This window comes from Pseudomonas danubii (assembly GCF_042980055.1).
GTDB lineage: Bacteria > Pseudomonadota > Gammaproteobacteria > Pseudomonadales > Pseudomonadaceae > Aquipseudomonas > Aquipseudomonas danubii.
Map to the genome: position 1 here is coordinate 1,452,711 of NZ_CP116502.1, position 16,368 is coordinate 1,469,078.

The 16,368-nt window shown below is 64.5% G+C and carries 17 protein-coding genes; 11 read left to right on the plus strand and 6 right to left on the minus strand.

Annotation, left to right across the window (positions count from 1 at the left end):
- Nucleotides 1-119: 119 nt before the first annotated feature.
- From cysT to PFZ56_RS06860, 6 genes are all read left to right on the plus strand, one after another.
- Complete coding sequence (gene cysT / locus PFZ56_RS06835; RefSeq protein ID WP_102862585.1) at nt 120-938, plus strand: sulfate ABC transporter permease subunit CysT; 819 nt, start codon at nt 120-122, stop codon at nt 936-938.
- A gap of 13 nt (nt 939-951) precedes the next feature.
- Entirely contained in the window at nt 952-1,821 is an 870-nt protein-coding gene (cysW, locus tag PFZ56_RS06840; RefSeq protein WP_016968484.1) for a sulfate ABC transporter permease subunit CysW, read from the plus strand.
- A 3-nt stretch (nt 1,822-1,824) separates the two neighbouring features.
- Nucleotides 1,825-2,814, plus strand: coding sequence for a sulfate/molybdate ABC transporter ATP-binding protein (locus PFZ56_RS06845; protein WP_102882700.1), 990 nt, complete (start codon nt 1,825-1,827; stop codon nt 2,812-2,814).
- Between the two features lie 295 nt (nt 2,815-3,109).
- Nucleotides 3,110-4,486: a cytochrome C gene (locus tag PFZ56_RS06850; RefSeq protein WP_102882701.1), complete on the plus strand. Its 1,377-nt coding sequence runs from the start codon at nt 3,110-3,112 to the stop codon at nt 4,484-4,486.
- Nucleotides 4,483-4,995, plus strand: coding sequence for a sorbitol dehydrogenase (locus PFZ56_RS06855; protein ID WP_102882702.1), 513 nt, complete (start codon nt 4,483-4,485; stop codon nt 4,993-4,995). The genes PFZ56_RS06850 and PFZ56_RS06855 overlap by 4 nt, the downstream gene beginning before the upstream one ends.
- Complete coding sequence (locus PFZ56_RS06860) at nt 4,992-7,229, plus strand: GMC family oxidoreductase (RefSeq protein ID WP_170002549.1); 2,238 nt, start codon at nt 4,992-4,994, stop codon at nt 7,227-7,229. Before PFZ56_RS06855 ends, PFZ56_RS06860 begins: the two co-directional genes overlap by 4 nt.
- Before the next feature lie 44 nt (nt 7,230-7,273).
- Here PFZ56_RS06860 and PFZ56_RS06865 read toward each other — a convergent pair whose 3' ends face one another.
- Nucleotides 7,274-7,798 carry a DUF962 domain-containing protein gene (locus PFZ56_RS06865; RefSeq protein ID WP_102882704.1) on the minus strand — a complete coding sequence of 175 codons (525 nt, stop codon included), beginning with the start codon at nt 7,796-7,798 and terminating at the stop codon, nt 7,274-7,276.
- A gap of 102 nt (nt 7,799-7,900) precedes the next feature.
- Here PFZ56_RS06865 and PFZ56_RS06870 point away from each other — a divergent pair, with 102 nt between their 5' ends.
- Complete coding sequence (locus PFZ56_RS06870; RefSeq protein WP_102882705.1) at nt 7,901-8,587, plus strand: Crp/Fnr family transcriptional regulator; 687 nt, start codon at nt 7,901-7,903, stop codon at nt 8,585-8,587.
- Between the two features lie 147 nt (nt 8,588-8,734).
- On the opposite strand, the gene uraH is transcribed toward PFZ56_RS06870, so the two are convergent.
- On the minus strand, nt 8,735-9,145 hold the full coding sequence (gene uraH / locus PFZ56_RS06875; RefSeq protein ID WP_102862589.1) for a hydroxyisourate hydrolase: 411 nt from the start codon (nt 9,143-9,145) through the stop codon (nt 8,735-8,737).
- Nucleotides 9,146-9,243: 98 nt separating this feature from the next.
- The gene (locus tag PFZ56_RS06880) at nt 9,244-9,732 is read right to left on the minus strand and encodes a heme-binding protein (RefSeq protein ID WP_102882706.1); all 489 of its coding nucleotides are present in this window, start codon (nt 9,730-9,732) and stop codon (nt 9,244-9,246) included.
- A gap of 135 nt (nt 9,733-9,867) precedes the next feature.
- On the opposite strand from PFZ56_RS06880, the gene PFZ56_RS06885 reads away from it, so the two are divergent.
- Nucleotides 9,868-10,548, plus strand: a complete 681-nt coding sequence (locus PFZ56_RS06885) for a heavy metal response regulator transcription factor (RefSeq protein ID WP_041115126.1) — start codon at nt 9,868-9,870, stop codon at nt 10,546-10,548.
- Nucleotides 10,535-11,923 (plus strand): heavy metal sensor histidine kinase, encoded by a 1,389-nt coding sequence (locus PFZ56_RS06890; protein ID WP_170002551.1) that lies wholly within the window; start codon nt 10,535-10,537, stop codon nt 11,921-11,923. Before PFZ56_RS06885 ends, PFZ56_RS06890 begins: the two co-directional genes overlap by 14 nt.
- Before the next feature lie 11 nt (nt 11,924-11,934).
- Here the strand turns inward: PFZ56_RS06890 and PFZ56_RS06895 are convergent, their stop codons facing one another.
- The 3 genes from PFZ56_RS06895 to PFZ56_RS06905 all read right to left on the minus strand — a co-directional run bounded on the left by PFZ56_RS06895 (nt 11,935) and on the right by PFZ56_RS06905 (nt 14,571).
- Nucleotides 11,935-13,155 (minus strand): type II toxin-antitoxin system HipA family toxin, encoded by a 1,221-nt coding sequence (locus tag PFZ56_RS06895; RefSeq protein ID WP_170002553.1) that lies wholly within the window; start codon nt 13,153-13,155, stop codon nt 11,935-11,937.
- Nucleotides 13,148-13,396, minus strand: coding sequence for a helix-turn-helix domain-containing protein (locus PFZ56_RS06900; protein ID WP_102862594.1), 249 nt, complete (start codon nt 13,394-13,396; stop codon nt 13,148-13,150). Before PFZ56_RS06900 ends, PFZ56_RS06895 begins: the two co-directional genes overlap by 8 nt.
- 170 nt (nt 13,397-13,566) lie before the next feature.
- On the minus strand, nt 13,567-14,571 hold the full coding sequence (locus tag PFZ56_RS06905) for an AraC family transcriptional regulator (RefSeq protein WP_102882708.1): 1,005 nt from the start codon (nt 14,569-14,571) through the stop codon (nt 13,567-13,569).
- Nucleotides 14,572-14,670: 99 nt separating this feature from the next.
- Between PFZ56_RS06905 and PFZ56_RS06910 the strand changes: the two genes are divergently transcribed.
- Both PFZ56_RS06910 and PFZ56_RS06915 read left to right on the plus strand, forming a co-directional pair.
- On the plus strand, nt 14,671-15,744 hold the full coding sequence (locus tag PFZ56_RS06910) for a fatty acid desaturase (RefSeq protein ID WP_170002555.1): 1,074 nt from the start codon (nt 14,671-14,673) through the stop codon (nt 15,742-15,744).
- Nucleotides 15,745-15,857: 113 nt separating this feature from the next.
- Nucleotides 15,858-16,304 (plus strand): hypothetical protein, encoded by a 447-nt coding sequence (locus tag PFZ56_RS06915; protein ID WP_170002557.1) that lies wholly within the window; start codon nt 15,858-15,860, stop codon nt 16,302-16,304.
- Nucleotides 16,305-16,368: the final 64 nt, after the last annotated feature.

The window sequence follows — 16,368 nt, forward strand, 5'->3', positions numbered from 1 at the left end:
GGCGCCCTCAAGGGCCACACCAGGCTGCAGGCCCCTTCGCCGGCAAGCCGGCTCCTACCAGGTAGAGCCCGCATTCAGTTGCGGGCTTTGCGTATCCGTTCCGTTAACCAAGGACTTTTATGTCGCGTCGTATCTCCCCCGTCATACCCGGCTTCGGGCTGACGCTGGGCTACACCTTGGTGTACCTCAGCCTGATTGTGCTCATCCCCCTGGCGGCGATGTTCGTGCATGCCGCGCAACTCACCTGGGAACAGTTCTGGGCGATCATTTCGGCGCCACGGGTGCTCGCCGCGCTCAAGCTGAGCTTCGGTACCGCGCTGTATGCGGCCATGATCAACGGCGTCATCGGCACCCTGCTGGCCTGGGTCCTGGTGCGCTACAGCTTCCCCGGGCGCAAGGTCATCGATGCCATGATCGACCTGCCGTTTGCCCTGCCCACTGCCGTGGCCGGCATTGCCCTGACCGCGCTCTACGCGCCCACCGGCCTGGTGGGACAGTTCGCCACCGACCTGGGTTTCAAGATTGCCTACACGCCCCTGGGCATCACCCTGGCGCTGACCTTCGTCACCCTGCCATTTGTGGTGCGCACGGTGCAGCCGGTGCTGGCGGACATTCCCCGTGAAGTGGAAGAGGCCGCTGCCTGCCTGGGCGCCAAACCCTGGCAGGTGTTCCGCCATATCCTGGTGCCGGCCTTGCTGCCGGCCTGGCTCACCGGCTTTGCCCTGGCCTTCGCCCGGGGCGTTGGCGAGTACGGCTCGGTGATCTTCATCGCCGGCAACATGCCGATGAAGACCGAAATCCTGCCCCTGCTGATCATGGTCAAGCTCGACCAGTACGATTACACCGGCGCCACTTCCATCGGCGTGCTGATGCTGGTGGTTTCCTTCATCCTGTTGCTGCTGATCAACCTGCTGCAGCGGCGCATCGAACGTCCATAAGGAGGCGCGACTCATGTCTCAATCGTCTATCGCCGCCTCGTCGGCCAACGCCGCCCGCCGTGGCAGCGCCACCTCACGGCGGGTGCTGATTGGCCTCGGCTGGCTGATCTTTGCCCTGTTTTTGCTGCTGCCGTTGTTCATTGTGGTGTCCCAGGGCCTGAAGCTGGGCATCGGTGCGTTCTTTGAAGCGATCTTCGAGCCCGATGCCCTGTCGGCGCTCAAACTCACGGTGATCGCGGTGCTGATCTCGGTGCCCCTGAACCTGGTGTTCGGGGTCAGCGCCGCCTGGTGCGTGAGCAAGTACTCGTTCCGTGGCAAGAGCATCCTGGTGACCCTGATCGACCTGCCGTTCTCGGTGTCGCCGGTGATCGCCGGCCTGGTCTATGTGCTGATGTTCGGCGCCCAGGGCCTGTTCGGCCCGTGGCTTTCGGATCACGACATCCAGATCGTCTTCGCCTTGCCCGGCATCGTCCTGGCCACCATCTTCGTCACCGTGCCCTTCGTCGCCCGGGAACTGATCCCGCTGATGCAGGAGCAGGGCACCCAGGAAGAGGAAGCCGCCAGGTTGCTGGGGGCCAATGGCTGGCAGATGTTCTGGCACGTCACCGTGCCCAATATCAAATGGGGCCTGATCTACGGCGTGGTGCTCTGTACCGCCCGAGCCATGGGCGAATTTGGCGCGGTGTCGGTGGTGTCCGGGCACATTCGCGGGGTCACCAACACCCTGCCGCTGCACGTGGAAATCCTCTACAACGAGTACAACCACGTGGCCGCCTTTGCCGTCGCCAGCCTGCTGCTGATCCTTGCGTTGTTCATCCTGCTGCTCAAGCAGTGGAGCGAATCCCGAATCAACCGCCTGCGCGCCAGCGCCGCGGAGGAATAAGTCATGTCGATCGAAGTCCGTAACGTCAGCAAGAACTTCAACGCCTTCAAGGCCCTGAACAGCATCAACCTGGATATCCACAGCGGCGAGCTGGTGGCTCTGCTGGGCCCGTCCGGCTGCGGCAAGACCACCCTGCTGCGCATCATCGCCGGCCTGGAAACGCCGGATGACGGCAGCATCGTGTTCCACGGCGAGGACGTTTCCGGCCACGACGTGCGCGATCGCAACGTCGGTTTCGTGTTCCAGCACTACGCCCTGTTCCGCCACATGAGCGTGTTCGACAACGTCGCCTTCGGCCTGCGCATGAAGCCCAAGAACCAGCGTCCCAGCGAGAGCAAGATCGCCGAGAAGGTCCATGAGCTGCTGAACATGGTGCAACTGGACTGGCTCGCCGACCGTTACCCGGAGCAACTGTCCGGCGGCCAGCGCCAGCGTATCGCCCTGGCCCGCGCCCTGGCGGTGGAGCCCAAGGTGCTGCTGCTGGACGAACCCTTCGGCGCCCTCGATGCCAAGGTGCGCAAGGAGCTGCGGCGCTGGCTGGCGCGGCTGCACGAAGACATCAACCTGACTTCGGTGTTCGTTACCCACGACCAGGAAGAAGCCATGGAAGTGGCGGACCGCATCGTGGTGATGAACAAGGGCGTGATCGAGCAGATCGGCTCCCCGGGGGACGTCTACGAGAACCCGGCCAGCGACTTCGTCTACCACTTCCTGGGTGACTCCAACCGCCTGCATCTGGGGGAGGACAACCATGTGCTGTTCCGTCCCCACGAAGTGTCGCTGTCGCGTTCGGAACTGGAAGACCATCACGCCGCCGAAGTGCGCGACATCCGTCCCTTGGGCGCCACCACCCGAGTCACCCTCAAGGTCGAAGGCCAGAGCGAACTGATCGAAGCCGAAGTGGTGAAAGACCACGACAGCCTGATCGGCCTGGCCCGTGGCGAGACGCTGTTCTTCAAGCCCAAGGTCTGGCAGAAACACTCCAGCCTCTGACCCCACCGACATCACGCCCGCTGTAGGAGCTGGCTCGCCAGCGAAAGCGTCCTCCAGGTTTGTACCTGGCTCGAAGGCCCTTCGCCGGCAAGCCGGCTCCTACGCAGAGGATGTCGTGTATCGACGGTGGGTGATGGCGTTCGCTATTGCTGCTAGCTCGATTCGATCTATGGCCCGTGCCCTGGGCGCAAGTTTCCTTATCTACGCTGGAAACTGTGCCAGGAGGGCGCAATTGAAGAGTCCTTGAAGGACCAGCGTTCTGTCTCCTGGCCAGCCTGATGCCAAGGAGACAAGCATGAAAAAGGAAGTCCATCGGCCCGGTCCGAGGTTCGGTTGTGCACTCTGCGGTGCACTGCTCAGCCCTTTGGCCCTGGCGCTCGCGCCCCCAGACCTGTCCTCGCGCATACCCTACGACGTTGCAGTGACCGCCCCCCCGGAACCGACCCTGGAAAGCCTGCAGCGCGATTTTGACGTGCTGTCCTGGCAGACCTTCATCGCCCTCAACTGGCCAGCCCAGGCCGACGGCAGTCCCGGCGTTGGGCCCATCGGCAAGGAGGACGGTCCCACCGTCTGGGAAGGCTGGAAAGAGAGCTATCAGATCTTCCGGGCCAAGGGTGAGAAGCCTTTGGCCTGGGAGGCTCCGGCGATTCTTCCCAAACCCTGTGAGGGGCTCAAGTCCGGGCGCCTGCTGCAACAGATGGGCAAGGTCGCGGGTGTCCTCGACGAGTTCATCCAGCCGTTCCAGAGCGGCCCGCTGGTGGACCAGAGCGGCACCTACACCCGTAACGAAATCGTGGTCAACCGGCCGATGTTCAACGATATCGTCGACAAGGGCTTGTACAGCGTCCAGGGCCAGCAGGCGTATTTCGCCGCCAGCCCGAACAACCGCGTGGCCTTCAGCTGCAGCTCCAATCCCCATCAGAAACTCGGCGCAATCATGGTCAAGGCCTCGTGGAAGGTGCTGGACGGCAACGACCAGCGCAGCCGCTTCCATACGGTGGACGCCCTGGTCTATACCCCCGGCAACAGCGATCCGACCCACGGGCCCATCGTGGAAGAGTCGTGCAAGGCCGAGGCGGTGGGCCTGGTGGGCCTGCACATCGTGCACAAGACCGCGCTGGCGCCGCAGTGGGTCTGGTCGACCTTCGAACACGTGGACAACGTGCCGGAAAAAACCACCCCGCCGGAGCAGCGCAAAGGCCCGTACCTGTTCTACAACGCTGCCAGCCCGGCCAAGGTCAACGAGCCGCCGCCCCGGCCCTGGAACCCGGCGGTCAAGGCCACGCCGTCGCAGATCGTCCGCGAGATCCCGCTGACCGAGGCCGCCAAGGCGCTGAACAGCACCTACCAGGCGCTGTTGCGCACGGCCAACCCGCAGAGTGTCTGGGCCAACTACCAGATGATCGACACCCAATGGCCCGCCGATCCGGCCCCTGACTGCGAGACGCCGTCGCCGACCAATCCCTTGGGCAGCCCGGCCCCGACCTTCCTCGCCAACGCCACCCTGGAAACCTATATCCAGGGCACGGTGCCCCAGGCGTCCTCCAGTTGCATGGATTGCCACAACAACGCGACCACCCGGGTCACCCAGAACCCCCGCACCACCTTCGCCGACTTCACCTATCTGCTGGAGCGTGCCCAATCCACTGGCGCCGCAGGGAGCAAACCATGAGCACCGAGCGTGAGAACTTTGTCGGCCTGTCCTCGGCGTTGCTGGGGATCGGCAAGGCCTTGCTGGCGCCGTCGATCGACCCCATCGACCTGCCCAGCCAGTTTCTGGCCTATATCCGCCCGAAGCTGACCGAGGCCCAACTCAATGACCTGCTGAGCCAGTACGCCAGCCTGGTGGCTGACCAGCAGAGCCCGGAACAGATCGCCCGGGCGCTGCTGATGAGCAACGGCAAGCCGGCGGCCACACCTGCGGCCAAGGCCTGTCGTTCGATCATGAAAATGTGGCTGCTGGGGGTCTGGTACCAGCCTTATGACGCCAGCAGCTTCAAGGCCGGGCAGCAGTGGGTCGTGTCCGACCTGGCGTACCAGCAAAGCTGGGCCTGGAAGGCCGCCCAGGCCCATCCCATGGGCTACAGCCAGTTTCATTTCGGCTACTGGAACGAGACGCCGCCGAGCCTGGAGGCCTTTACCGGTGTGCCCGCCAAGGGGCAGCAAGGAGCTTCGTCATGAGCACTGAACAAGCGGATGTGGTGATAGTCGGCGCCGGCCTGGCCGGTAGCATCATCGCCTATCAACTGGGGCTGGCCGGGGTCAAGGTGCTGGTGCTGGAGTCCGGGCCGAGCATTCCGGCCAATCGCACGCAATACATGGAGCGCTTCTACAACGCCACCCTGAAGACTCCGGAGTCGCCCTATCCTCCGGCCAGCAACCTGCAGCCGCAGCTTTATCCGGAACTGCAGCCGGACCAGCAGAACGCGCCGCGCCCAACCATTGCCGACCTGATCAACGGCTGGCAGAACCCGCAGACCAGCTACCTGGTGCAGAAAGGCCCGCTGGCCTTCACCAGCACCTATGAGCGGGTGGGCGGCGGCACCACCTGGCACTGGGTCGCCACCTGCCTGCGCATGCTGCCCAATGACTTTCACCTCAAGTCGCTGTACGGCGTCGGGGTCGACTGGCCCATCGGCTACCAGGATCTGCAAAGCGCCTACTGCCGCGCCGAGGCGGAGATCGGCGTGGCGGCGGATGTGGGTGACCAGGACTACCTGGGCATGACCTTTCCCGAGGATTATCAATTCCCCATGCACAGCATTCCGCTGTCCCTGGTGGACGAGCGTTTCGTCAAGGCGCTCAAGGGCCATTCGTTTGCCGGCATGCCACTGTTTGTGAGTCCGACGCCGGCCGGGCGCAACTCCGAGCCTTATGCCGGGCGCCGGGTCTGTGCGGGCAATACCAACTGCACGCCGATCTGCCCGATCCAGGCCAAGTACGACGCCACGGTGACTCTGAACAAGGCGCTGGAGACCGGCAATGTCCGGGTGCTGTACAAGAGCGTGGCGAGCAAGGTCCGGGTCGATGGCAAGTCCAGCATCAGCGGCATCGAGTTCATCCAGTACCAGTTGGGGGACGGCCCGCCCACCGCCAATGGCGTGGCCCTGGGGCAGCACTATGTGATCGCCGCCCACGCCATCGAGACCCCCAAGCTGTTGCTCAACTCAGCCTGTCCCGAGGCACCCAATGGCGTGGCCAACAGCAGTGGTCAGGTCGGGCGCAGCCTGTCGGACCACCCGATCTACCTGGCCTGGGGGCTGATGCCGCCGGGGCAGACGGTGTTCCCTTATCGTGGGCCGGTGTCCACGGCGGGCATCGAGAGCCTGCGCGATGGGGCCTTTCGCAGCCACCGGGCGGCCTGGCGCATCGAGATCGGCAATGAGGGCCTGAACTGGCCGATCGGCGATCCCTACACCACTGTGTGCGACCTGATCGACGGCCAGAACAACAGCCACACCAACCCGTTGCCCGGAGACAAGCATGATCCCCAGGCGTTGTTTGGAGCGGACCTGATCCGTGCCCTCAACGACCGCCTGATCCGCCAGTTCCGAATTGCCTTCCTGGTGGAACAGGTGGAGAAGGATCCGGACCACGCCGACTGCTACATAGTCCCTTCTACCGAGTACAAGGACCGCCTGGGCATCCCCCGTCCGGAGATTCACTACAACCTGTCGGACTACACCAAGGAGGGCTTCAAACAGGCCCGGCAGGCCGCCACCTACATCATCACCGAGCTGCTGGGGGCCACCGAACTCACGGACCTCAAGCCGGACCCCAAGACCAACCCCGGGTTCTTCGTCTACGACGGCGAGCCCTACAGCTTCCAGGGCGCCGGGCACCTGATGGGGACTTACCGCATGGGGGACAACCCCAGGGACTCGGTGGTGGACAAGCATCAGCGCAGTTGGGATCACCGCAATCTGTTCCTGGTGGGAGACGGGGTGTTTCCCAGCAGCGGCACGTCCAATCCGAGCCTGACCATTGCCGCGTTGTCGTTCCAGGCCGCCGATGTGCTCGCCAACGAGCTCAAGGCCAGCACCGTGACGGTCCAGGCCAATCAGCCCTGGCAAGGCACCGGGGTGCAACTCAATGGGATCAGTGCGCAATTGGTGCGCTACGTCAGCGGGCGCTGGTCTGCCAGTCCGGCGGGGGGCATGGTGGACGGCCGGGGCAATCCGGTCTACATCGCCAAGTCCGGCTATACCTTGCCGGGGGCCAGCGAGGGCGCGCTGATCGGCCGCGTCGGGAGCGCTGGCACGCCCTTTCTGATCGGCGATCTGGCGCAGATCCCGGCGGGCCAGCAAGGAGAGTTGCAGCTGTGCATCAATGACGACCTGGACGGGCGTTACGGTGTCGGCCTGCAGGACAACCAGGGCGCACTGACGGTGCGAGTGGAGTTTGGCGGCTTGTGACCCATCCTGGCCGGGCGTGCAGTCGGCACGCCCGGCCAGGGACTTCAGATCATGGCTTTTTTCTGGCGCAGGGCCACGGGCCCCGAACGCTGTTCGATGGCCTGTTTCAAGTCATGGCGCAGCCCCAGCAGGAACGCCAGTTCGGCCACCACGAACAGCGGGCCGACGATCAAGCCCGACAGATCATCGACAAAGGCCGGCTTGCGGCCTTCGTAGTAATGGCCGATGAACTGGATCACCCAACCGATCACGAACAGGCCCAGGCCACTGCTCAGCCACAGCCCGGTGCTTTGCGCTGCCAGCGCTTGCCCGGCCCAGACCGACAGCCCCATCAGCACACTCATCAACACGCCCAGGCGCAACTCCAGGCGCAGGTAGAACACCGCTGAGGCCAGGGCCAGCAGCACGGCCGGCGACAGCACGATGCCCGCCAGCGGCCAGGCGGGACGGGACAGCAGCACCGCCACCGCCAGAACGATCATGGGAATGCCGATAAAGTGGCTGGCGATATTGCGCGGGTCGCGGTGGTAGGCGGCGTATTGACTCAGATGATCAACGAGGCTTTTCATTGTTGTTCCTCCGTTAGGGTGGCCCGATCATGCCCGGCCGCCGATCACGGCACTGTCAGCTAGGCGACAATCACGCCGATGCCTTGAGGAAAAAACCTGTTCATGGACATGCAGCAGTGGCGTGACTGCCTGATGACCGGCCAGTGGTTCAGCCACCTGCCGGATTCCTTACAGAATAGTTTGCTCGGCGGTGCCCGCCTGCGCCGCTTGGCGCCGGGGCAATGCCTGTTCCTGCGTGGCGATCCGCCCTGCGGCTTGTACGCGGTGCTGGAAGGGACGGTGCGGGTGGGAGCCGTCAGCGAGCAGGGCAAGGAAGCCTTGCTCAGCCTGATGCAAGCGCCGCACTGGTTTGGCGAGATCTGCCTGTTCGACGGCCAGCCGCGTACCCACGATGCCTACGCCGAGGGTGCCTGCACCCTGCTTCAGGTGCCGCAGTCGAGCTTGTTGCAACTGTTGGAGCAACAGCCGCAGTACTGGCGCCAGTTCGCGCTGTTGATGAGTCACAAACTGCGCCTGGCCTTCATCAACCTGGAACAACTGAGCCTGATGCCGGCGCCGGCTCGTGTGGCCAGTCGCCTGCTGGCGATGGCCGGCGGCTACGGCGAAGTCAGCCAAAGTCGCAGCCTGCTGCAACTGCCCCAGGAGCAACTGGCGCTGATGCTCTCGCTGTCGCGCCAGACCACCAACCAGATCCTCAAGGACCTGCAGCACCAGGGCATCCTGCGCCTGAGCTACGGCGAGATCGAAATCCTCGACACCGAGCGCCTGCGCGCCCTCGCAGGCCTGTAGGCGCTGGCTTGCCAGCGAAGGGGCCCGCAAGACCGCCTTCGCCGGCAAGCCGGCTCCTACAAAATCCCGCGCGATTTCTCTGCCGACCGTAGGAGCTGGCTTGCCAGCGAAGAGGCCCGCAAGACCGCCCTCGTCAGCAGCCAGCTCCTACGAACCGCGATAGGTCGAGAAGCCATAAGGGCTGAGCAACAGCGGAATGTGGTAGTGCTGCTCGGTCTGCTTGACCTCGAAAATCACCGGAATCTCCGGAAAGAAGGTATCGCGCTTGGCCTGCTTGAAGTATTCACCGGTCTTGAACACCACCCGGTATTCGCCAGCTGTCAGCGCCTGACCAGCGGGAAACAGCTCGCTGATCCGCCCCTGCTCGTTGGTCACGCCGCTGGACAGGGCTTTCCAGTCCTGGCCCACATGCTGCTCCAGGGTCACCTTGACCCCCGGTGAGGGCAAACCGTTCTCCAGGTTGAGCACGTGCACGCTCAAGGGGTTGCCGGCCGCCAGGGCCAGGCTCGACAGACCGCAGAGGCCGATGGCCGCCAGGCTATTACGCAAAATATTCATGTCCCACTCCTTTCTCGATTGAACAAACAACAGACTCTGTAGCCGCTGCCGAGCCCGCGAGGCTGCGCATTAGCGCAACGCGGGCGCGGCACTCCAGTTCACTGACGTCCGGCCTCGGCCGCCAACCCCACCCGCTGTGCCGCCTGTAACGCGCACGCCTCGTCCTGCGCCGCGCCGCCCGCACCGGCAATGCCCATCGCGCCCACCAGCTGGTTGCCGGCAAACAAGGGAATGCCGCCGCCGAGCAACAACAGCTCCGGCAAGGTATTGAGATTGGCCGCCTCGGGGTTGTTGCGCGCCCGCTCGGCGAACAGCCGGGTAGGGGTCTTGGTGGACAGCGCGGTATACGCCTTGCGCTGGCTGGCGACGGTGTTGTGCGGGCCGACGCCATCAGCGCGCAGGGTCACCAAGAGGTTGCCGCCACGGTCCAGCACCGACACCACGGCCGTGCACTGGGCCAGGCTGGCGTCCGCCAACTGACGGGCGGTGGCCAGGTCCAGCTCTGCGTGACGCGGAAGTTCCGGGGCCGCCAGGGCAGTGCCGGCAAGGCCCAGACCAACGCTTAGAACGAGGGTTTTGCAGATCATGGGAAGGCTCCTGAAAGACAGGTCGCCACCTTACCCAGCGGTGCTCGTCAGAACCTCGTCAGTTGGATTACAAGTTTGTAATGGGCAAGCGCGCGCGGGGCGCCTAGCCTGTGCCGATCATTTCCGAGGTGCACCATGCGTTTGCTGGTAGTTGAAGACGAAGCCAAGACCGCGAATTTCCTGGCCAAGGGGCTGGGAGAGTCCGGATTCGCCGTGGACGTGGCCCTGAACGGCCTGGACGGGCGCTATTTCATCGAGCAGCAGGAATACGACCTGATCATCCTCGACGTGATGCTCCCCGGCCTCAACGGCTGGCAGTTGCTGCAGTTGATCCGCCAGCGCGGCGCCACCCCGGTGCTGTTCCTCACCGCCAAGGACGCCATCGAAGACCGGGTTCGTGGCCTGGAGCTGGGCGCCGACGACTACCTGCTCAAGCCCTTTGCCTTCGCCGAACTGCTGGCCCGGGTCCGCACCCTGCTGCGTCGCGGGCCGCTGCGTGAAGCCGAATCCTTTAGCATCGCCGACCTGGAGATCGACGTGCTGCGCCGTCGGGTCAGCCGTGGCGGCCAACGCATTGCCCTGACCAACAAGGAGTTCGCCCTGCTGCACCTGTTGGCCAGCCGCCAGGGTGAAGTGCTGTCGCGGACCCTGATTGCCTCCCAGGTGTGGAACCTGAATTTCGACAGCGACACCAACATGGTGGAAGTGGCGGTGCGCCGGTTGCGGGCCAAGGTCGACGATCCCTACATGCCCAAGCTGATCCACACCGTGCGTGGCGTCGGCTACCAGCTGGAAGCCCCGGATGAAGCGCTCTAGTTCCATCGCCTGGCGGCTGGCCCTGGCCTTCGCCGCGGTCTGCGCCCTGGTGCTCAGCGTGATCGGGGTGTTCCTCTACCGCTCCCTGGCCGAGGAAATCGCCTACCGCGATGACCTCGCCCTGTTGGGACGTCTGGAACAGGTGCGCGCCCTGCTGCAGGACAGCGACAGCCTGGACGCCCTGCAAGCCCGGCCCCGGCTGTACCAGAACATGCTGGGCAACCAGGAAAGCCTGCTGCTGGTGCTGCGGGCCGATGGCTCGACGGTGATCGGCATCAACCCCCGGCAACAGCGCTTGCCCGAGTTGCTGCCGCTTGCCCGTGAGCAGCGCCCGCAACGCCGCGACATCCTCCTCTGGCCGGGCAGCGACCAGGTTCCGCTGGCCCTGCTGGCGGGGCAGGCCAGCGGCCCCAAGGGCGAGGCGCTGACGGTGATTGCCGGGAAGGTGCTCAGCGAGCGCGAGCAGATGCTCGCCAGCTACCGCCTGCGCCTGTACCTGGCGGTAGGCCTGGGGGCCTTGCTGGCCTTCGCCCTGGGCTTGCTGTTATTGCGCCGGGGCTTGCAGCCGCTGCGCCAGCTCAGCGAGTCGGTGCGCGAGATCGATCTGCGCAGCCTCGACCGACGCCTGCACACCAGCGGCATCCCGGCCGAATTCCACGAGCCGGTGCAAGCCTTGAACGCCATGCTGGCGCGCCTGGAGGAGAGCTTTCAGCGCTTGTCGCAGTTCTCCGCCGACCTGGCCCATGAAATCCGCACGCCGTTGCACAACCTGTTGGGCAGCAACGGCCTGGCCCTGAACCAGCCCCGCAGCGCCGCGGAGTACCAGGAAGTGCTGGCCTCCAACATGGAGGAGTTCGAGCGTCTGGGACGCATGGCCGAGAACCTGCTGTTCCTGGCCCGGGCCGAGCAGGCCGATGCGGCGCTGGACCGCCAGCTGCTGTCACTCTCGGGCGTCGGCGCGCAGTTGTGCGACTATTTCGAAGCCCTGGCCGATGACCGGCAAATTCGTCTGGAGAACGGATTTTACGGCGAGCTGCTGGCCGACCAGCAACTGCTGCAACGGGCCCTGGGCAACCTCCTGGCCAACGCCGTGCGCCACGCCGACGCGGGTTCGCTGATCCGCCTGCGACGCCGCGACGAAGCCGGCTGGTGCTGGCTGCAGGTGCACAACCAGGGCCCGGCGATTGCCCCTGAGCATCTGCCCCGGTTGTTCGATCGCTTCTACCGGGTTGACCCCTCCCGCGCCGAACCGGGGGATTCCGGCGGCCTGGGCCTGGCCATCGTGCGCTCGATCATGCTGCTGCATGGCGGTCAGGTGCGGGTCGCGAGCGAGGGGCAGGCCACGGTGTTCGAACTGGGTTTTGCGGTTCTTTAACGGTGACCGGATCAACGGGTCAGGCTGCGCGCCACACCGGTTTTCCAGGCCTCGCTCATGGCCTCGGCCATGCCCTTGAAGGCGGGATGTGCCGCGCTATAGACCTGCATCTCGCCCATCGCCTGTGCCATGCCGTGCTCGACCTGTTGCAACAGTTCATGGCTGCGGCCTTCGCTGAGGTTGCACGCCGTGCGGGCGAAGCGCAGCAGCGCCTGGCGTTTGGGCCAGGCCTTGGAGCCTCCCAGCAATAGCGCCAGGCTGTCCGCCTTGATGTAGACCGACGTGGTCACCAGATCAAAGGCCGGTGCCAGGCTGACGGGGGCTTCCACATCCGTGTCGGGGTACAGCACGCCGAAGTTCTTCAGATGGGCATCGCCATTTCTCAGTCCGGCCGACAACGCCACGATCTTGAAGAATGACTCCAGGGCCCGGTTCAGAAGGTGTGGGGAGACAAAGGCCTTGATCTGTTTCGCCGCGCCTTCGTAGGAGCCGTCGTACTTGGCTTTTGCCGGCCAGGCGTTGAGCACGCAGAAATCCTCGAAACCCAGGTAGCCCTGGGCGCTCAGGTCGAAACGTTTGACCACCAGGAACTGGCCATTCTGGCTGAGTTCGATCTCCGGCACTGGCAGGCCGGCATGCAGCGCCGCACGCATGCAGAAGAATTCGTTGGCGGCCAGGTGGGGGTATTGATCGGCGCGAAAAGCCTTCACCAAATGAGTAGCGCCGCGATGGGTCAGGCGTTCGACGCTGTTGGTGCTGTCGCGGATCAGGACTTTGGGCTGCACCCCGGAAACCCCTGAATACTGGCCATAGGTCGCCAATAGATCCTCGAACAGTCCCTCGGCACCGTCATGCACCAACAGGTCCTCCAGGCTGGTTTCCGGCAGGGGCGCCTGGGGTGATTGCGTTGTGCTGATGGCCACCCGACCCAGTTGGTGCGGCCCCACGATCGATAGCAGAGCGAAGTCGTCGAAACCGCGCACCGCCTTGCTGAAACGGCGCAGCAGTTCATCACGCAGCGAACCTTCCGGCAGGTGCATATCGAACACCGGTAGCAGGCCTCGATCCCAGCCATAACTCGCCAGGCGTGGCGGCATGGTCAGCGAGACCGCGTCGCGGGGCGAGGTGTTGTCGCTGTAGGTGAAAACCGAGTCCGCCTGCGCCTGGCCACGGCCGAGAGTGCCCACCGCCATGCCGGCCACACGGATGTGCAGCTGCTGTTGCTCAGTCATGGAAATGCGCCTGTTTCAGGCTGTCCAGGGTCGGGCGTTGCCGGGGGCGGGGCACGGCGCTGAGCTCGTAGCCAAAACCATTGAGAATGGCTTCGACCTTGCGCAAGCCGATTTCGGTAATGGTGTTGTTTTCAATCCCCGAGATAGTGGCACGGCTCATGCCGTATTGTGCTGCCAGTGCCTGCTGCGAGAGCTTGCGCTCTTTGCGCAGGGTCCGGATCAGTTGTCCAAGGCTTTCCATGGGATTTATTCCGCATTGTATGCAATGCATTTTTTCTGAAAATTATTTAATGCATCCTATTTGATGCATTGTGCAGTGTAGATCGGCAGAGTCTTTTTCGCGGTTTTTTTTACTGGTGGAGGTTGCACCCGTCGCTGCACCTGTAGGAACCGGCTGGCCGGCGCAGGGGCTCAACGCAAACCGTCGCGAAACTGCCCCGGGGTCATCCCGGTCCAGCGTTTGAACGCCCGGCTGAAGCTGCTGGCATCGGCAAAGCCCAGCAGGTAGCTGATTTCGCTCAGGGAGCATTCCAGGTCCCGCAGGTGCAGCAGGGCGAGGTTTTCCCGGCATTCGTTGAGTAGGGTGTCGAAGCGCGTGCCTTCATCCGCCAGGTGCCGTTGCAGGCTGCGCAGGCTCAGGTGCAGGGCCTGGGCGACTCGTTCCGCGGAGGGTTCGCCTTCCGGCAATTGGGCTTCGATCACGCCGCGCACCTTGCGCTCCCAGGTCAGCGGCCGCAGTTGCAACAGGGTGCGCTTGAGCACCGCTTCGTTGTGCTCGGCCAGTTCCGGGTTGGCATCGTCCAGGTGGCTGTCGAAATCGTGCAGGCCGAATTCCAGGCAGTCGTCGGCCGCGGCAAAGTGCACCGGGCAGCGGAACACCTTGTGCCACTGGCTCGGGTCCGCCGGGGCCGGGCGCCGCAAATGCACGGCCAGCGGCGCGTAGTCGCGGCCCAGGCGGTTACGGCAGGTGCGCACGTAGATCGCGGCAAACGCGTCGATGGCCTCGATGGCCGGCTGCGGCGCGCCTTCGGGCACCTTGAGGAAGAACCGGTAGCGGTCCGGCTCGCGGGTCAGGGCCAGTTCCAGGGCATCGCTGACCACCTGGTGATAACGCACGATGCGCTCGAACACTTCCCGCAGGCTGCCGCTGGCCACCAGGGCGTAGCCCAGGGCATGGAAGGTGGTGGGGCTGACAAAGCGCGACACTCGCAGGCCAATGGCCGGGTCGCCGCTGGCCTGCACGGCGAGATGCCACAGGCGGGTGGTGGCCGACAGCGGGTAGCGGGCGTTGGGGTCATCCATCAATTGCGGGTCGAGCCCGGCTGCGCGGCACAGTGCGTCGCTGTCGAGGTCGAGGGCGTCCAGTTGCTTGCGCAAGGCGCGGGTCCAGCTGGCAAGGGAAGTGGCTTCGGTCATGCGATTGGCGCGTCCGGTCAACAGGTTGGCGTTTACGGCTAGGGCCCGGAGCCGGGGCTCGGGGCAGGATGCACACATCACTGACCAGAGGATGGAATCATGCAGGGTATTTCTGCAAGCCCCGAGCGGATGAACGCACAACAGCGAGCGGCGCACATTCGCCAGGTGGTCCTGGCCCGGGGCGATGAACTGCGCCGGCGCTTTCCCTTGCTGCGGCACCAGGACGCCCTGGGTGCGGGGATTCTGCTCTTTGCCTTGTCCGGGATGCTGGGGTCAGCGGCGCTCTATGTCGCTGGCTACCTGACTTGGTGGGCGTGCCTGCTGCTCAACGCGTTCTTCGCTTCCCTGACCCACGAGCTGGAACACGACCTGATCCACAGCATGTACTTTCGCAAGCAGCGCCTGCCCCACAACCTGATGCTGGCGCTGGTCTGGCTGGCGCGGCCGAGCACCATCAACCCCTGGGTGCGGCGCCACCTGCACCTGAATCACCACAAGGTGTCCGGCAGCGAGAGCGATATCGAAGAGCGCGCCATCACCAACGGCGAACCCTGGGGCATCGCCCGCCTGCTGATGGTCGGCGACAACATGATGGCGGCCTTCATCCGCCTGCTGCGGGCGCCGGGGGCCAGGCACAAGCTGCGCATCCTCAGCCGCACCCTGGCGGTGTACGCGCCGCTGGCCCTGCTGCACTGGGGCGCCTGGTACCTGTTCCTCGGCTTTCATGCCGCCAATGGCGTCGCCGCGTTGCTCGGCAGCCCGATCCAGTGGTCGCAGGACACCCTGGCGCTGATGCACGGCATCGATATTGCCGTGGTGGTGATCATCGGTCCCAACGTGCTGCGCACCTTCTGCCTGCATTTCGTCAGCTCCAACATGCACTACTACGGCGATATCGAACCGGGCAACGTGATCCAGCAGACCCAGGTGCTCAACCCCTGGTGGATGTGGCCGCTGCAGGCCTTCTGCTGCAACTTCGGCAGCACCCACGGCATCCATCATTTCGTGGTCAAGGAGCCCTTTTACATCCGCCAGCTGACGGCGCCGGTGGCACACAAGGTGATGGCCGAGATGGGCGTGCGCTTCAACGATTTCGGCACCTTTGCCCGGGCCAACCGCTTTCATCCCGTGGAGCAGATGACCACGCAACCTGCGCATAACGCCCGGGCTTGAGGGGGCGGACTGTCTTTCTGGTTAAATATCCAGGGACCGATAACGTTAAGCCAAGGTCACGCGGCGCCGGGAAACGCCCGGAATCCGCGAAGGGGCAACGACAGGGAGACGCTATGAACAGTGCGCTAAGGCGATTGATCGCCGTTGCCTTGATGAGTGTGGGCAGCGTGTCGCTGGCCGACTCGGTGGCGGAAGGCCGCGACGAGGCGCTGGCGCTGAGTATCTTGAAGCATCTGGAAGTGAACGGTTTTCGCAATTCCTTAAGGCCGCGGCACTACCCGGACGGCACCACGCTGGGCCAGACGCCCTATCGGATCTACGAGAAGGCCGCAGACGCCGATGGCACCTACAGCGCGACGGACGAAGAACAAAGCTGGATCTACAGCGTCAGGGTGATGGAGCAGGGGAAGCAGGGCATCACCATCTGTTTTGTCGACCAGAACCTGCACGGCAGCTACCTGGCCGCTTCGCCGTTGCGGGTCGAGAAAAACCGGGCGGGGCATTACGTTGTGGTCAAGGAACTGCCAACAACCCCGGCCTGCCGCATCACCCGAGGCTGAGGCCAGCGCCTGGCGCAGCCCGGTGTATTCACCGACAACCCAAACGCACCGCGTAGGAGCCGGC

Coding starts and splice junctions, on each gene's coding strand:
- cysT (WP_102862585.1), top strand. CDS start 120: ATGTCGCGTCGTATCTCCCCCGTCATACCCGGCTTCGGGCTGACGCTG.
- cysW (WP_016968484.1), top strand. CDS start 952: ATGTCTCAATCGTCTATCGCCGCCTCGTCGGCCAACGCCGCCCGCCGT.
- PFZ56_RS06845 (WP_102882700.1), top strand. CDS start 1,825: ATGTCGATCGAAGTCCGTAACGTCAGCAAGAACTTCAACGCCTTCAAG.
- PFZ56_RS06850 (WP_102882701.1), top strand. CDS start 3,110: ATGAAAAAGGAAGTCCATCGGCCCGGTCCGAGGTTCGGTTGTGCACTC.
- PFZ56_RS06855 (WP_102882702.1), top strand. CDS start 4,483: ATGAGCACCGAGCGTGAGAACTTTGTCGGCCTGTCCTCGGCGTTGCTG.
- PFZ56_RS06860 (WP_170002549.1), top strand. CDS start 4,992: ATGAGCACTGAACAAGCGGATGTGGTGATAGTCGGCGCCGGCCTGGCC.
- PFZ56_RS06865 (WP_102882704.1), bottom strand. CDS start 7,798: ATGAAAAGCCTCGTTGATCATCTGAGTCAATACGCCGCCTACCACCGC.
- PFZ56_RS06870 (WP_102882705.1), top strand. CDS start 7,901: ATGGACATGCAGCAGTGGCGTGACTGCCTGATGACCGGCCAGTGGTTC.
- uraH (WP_102862589.1), bottom strand. CDS start 9,145: ATGAATATTTTGCGTAATAGCCTGGCGGCCATCGGCCTCTGCGGTCTG.
- PFZ56_RS06880 (WP_102882706.1), bottom strand. CDS start 9,732: ATGATCTGCAAAACCCTCGTTCTAAGCGTTGGTCTGGGCCTTGCCGGC.
- PFZ56_RS06885 (WP_041115126.1), top strand. CDS start 9,868: ATGCGTTTGCTGGTAGTTGAAGACGAAGCCAAGACCGCGAATTTCCTG.
- PFZ56_RS06890 (WP_170002551.1), top strand. CDS start 10,535: ATGAAGCGCTCTAGTTCCATCGCCTGGCGGCTGGCCCTGGCCTTCGCC.
- PFZ56_RS06895 (WP_170002553.1), bottom strand. CDS start 13,155: ATGACTGAGCAACAGCAGCTGCACATCCGTGTGGCCGGCATGGCGGTG.
- PFZ56_RS06900 (WP_102862594.1), bottom strand. CDS start 13,396: ATGGAAAGCCTTGGACAACTGATCCGGACCCTGCGCAAAGAGCGCAAG.
- PFZ56_RS06905 (WP_102882708.1), bottom strand. CDS start 14,571: ATGACCGAAGCCACTTCCCTTGCCAGCTGGACCCGCGCCTTGCGCAAG.
- PFZ56_RS06910 (WP_170002555.1), top strand. CDS start 14,671: ATGCAGGGTATTTCTGCAAGCCCCGAGCGGATGAACGCACAACAGCGA.
- PFZ56_RS06915 (WP_170002557.1), top strand. CDS start 15,858: ATGAACAGTGCGCTAAGGCGATTGATCGCCGTTGCCTTGATGAGTGTG.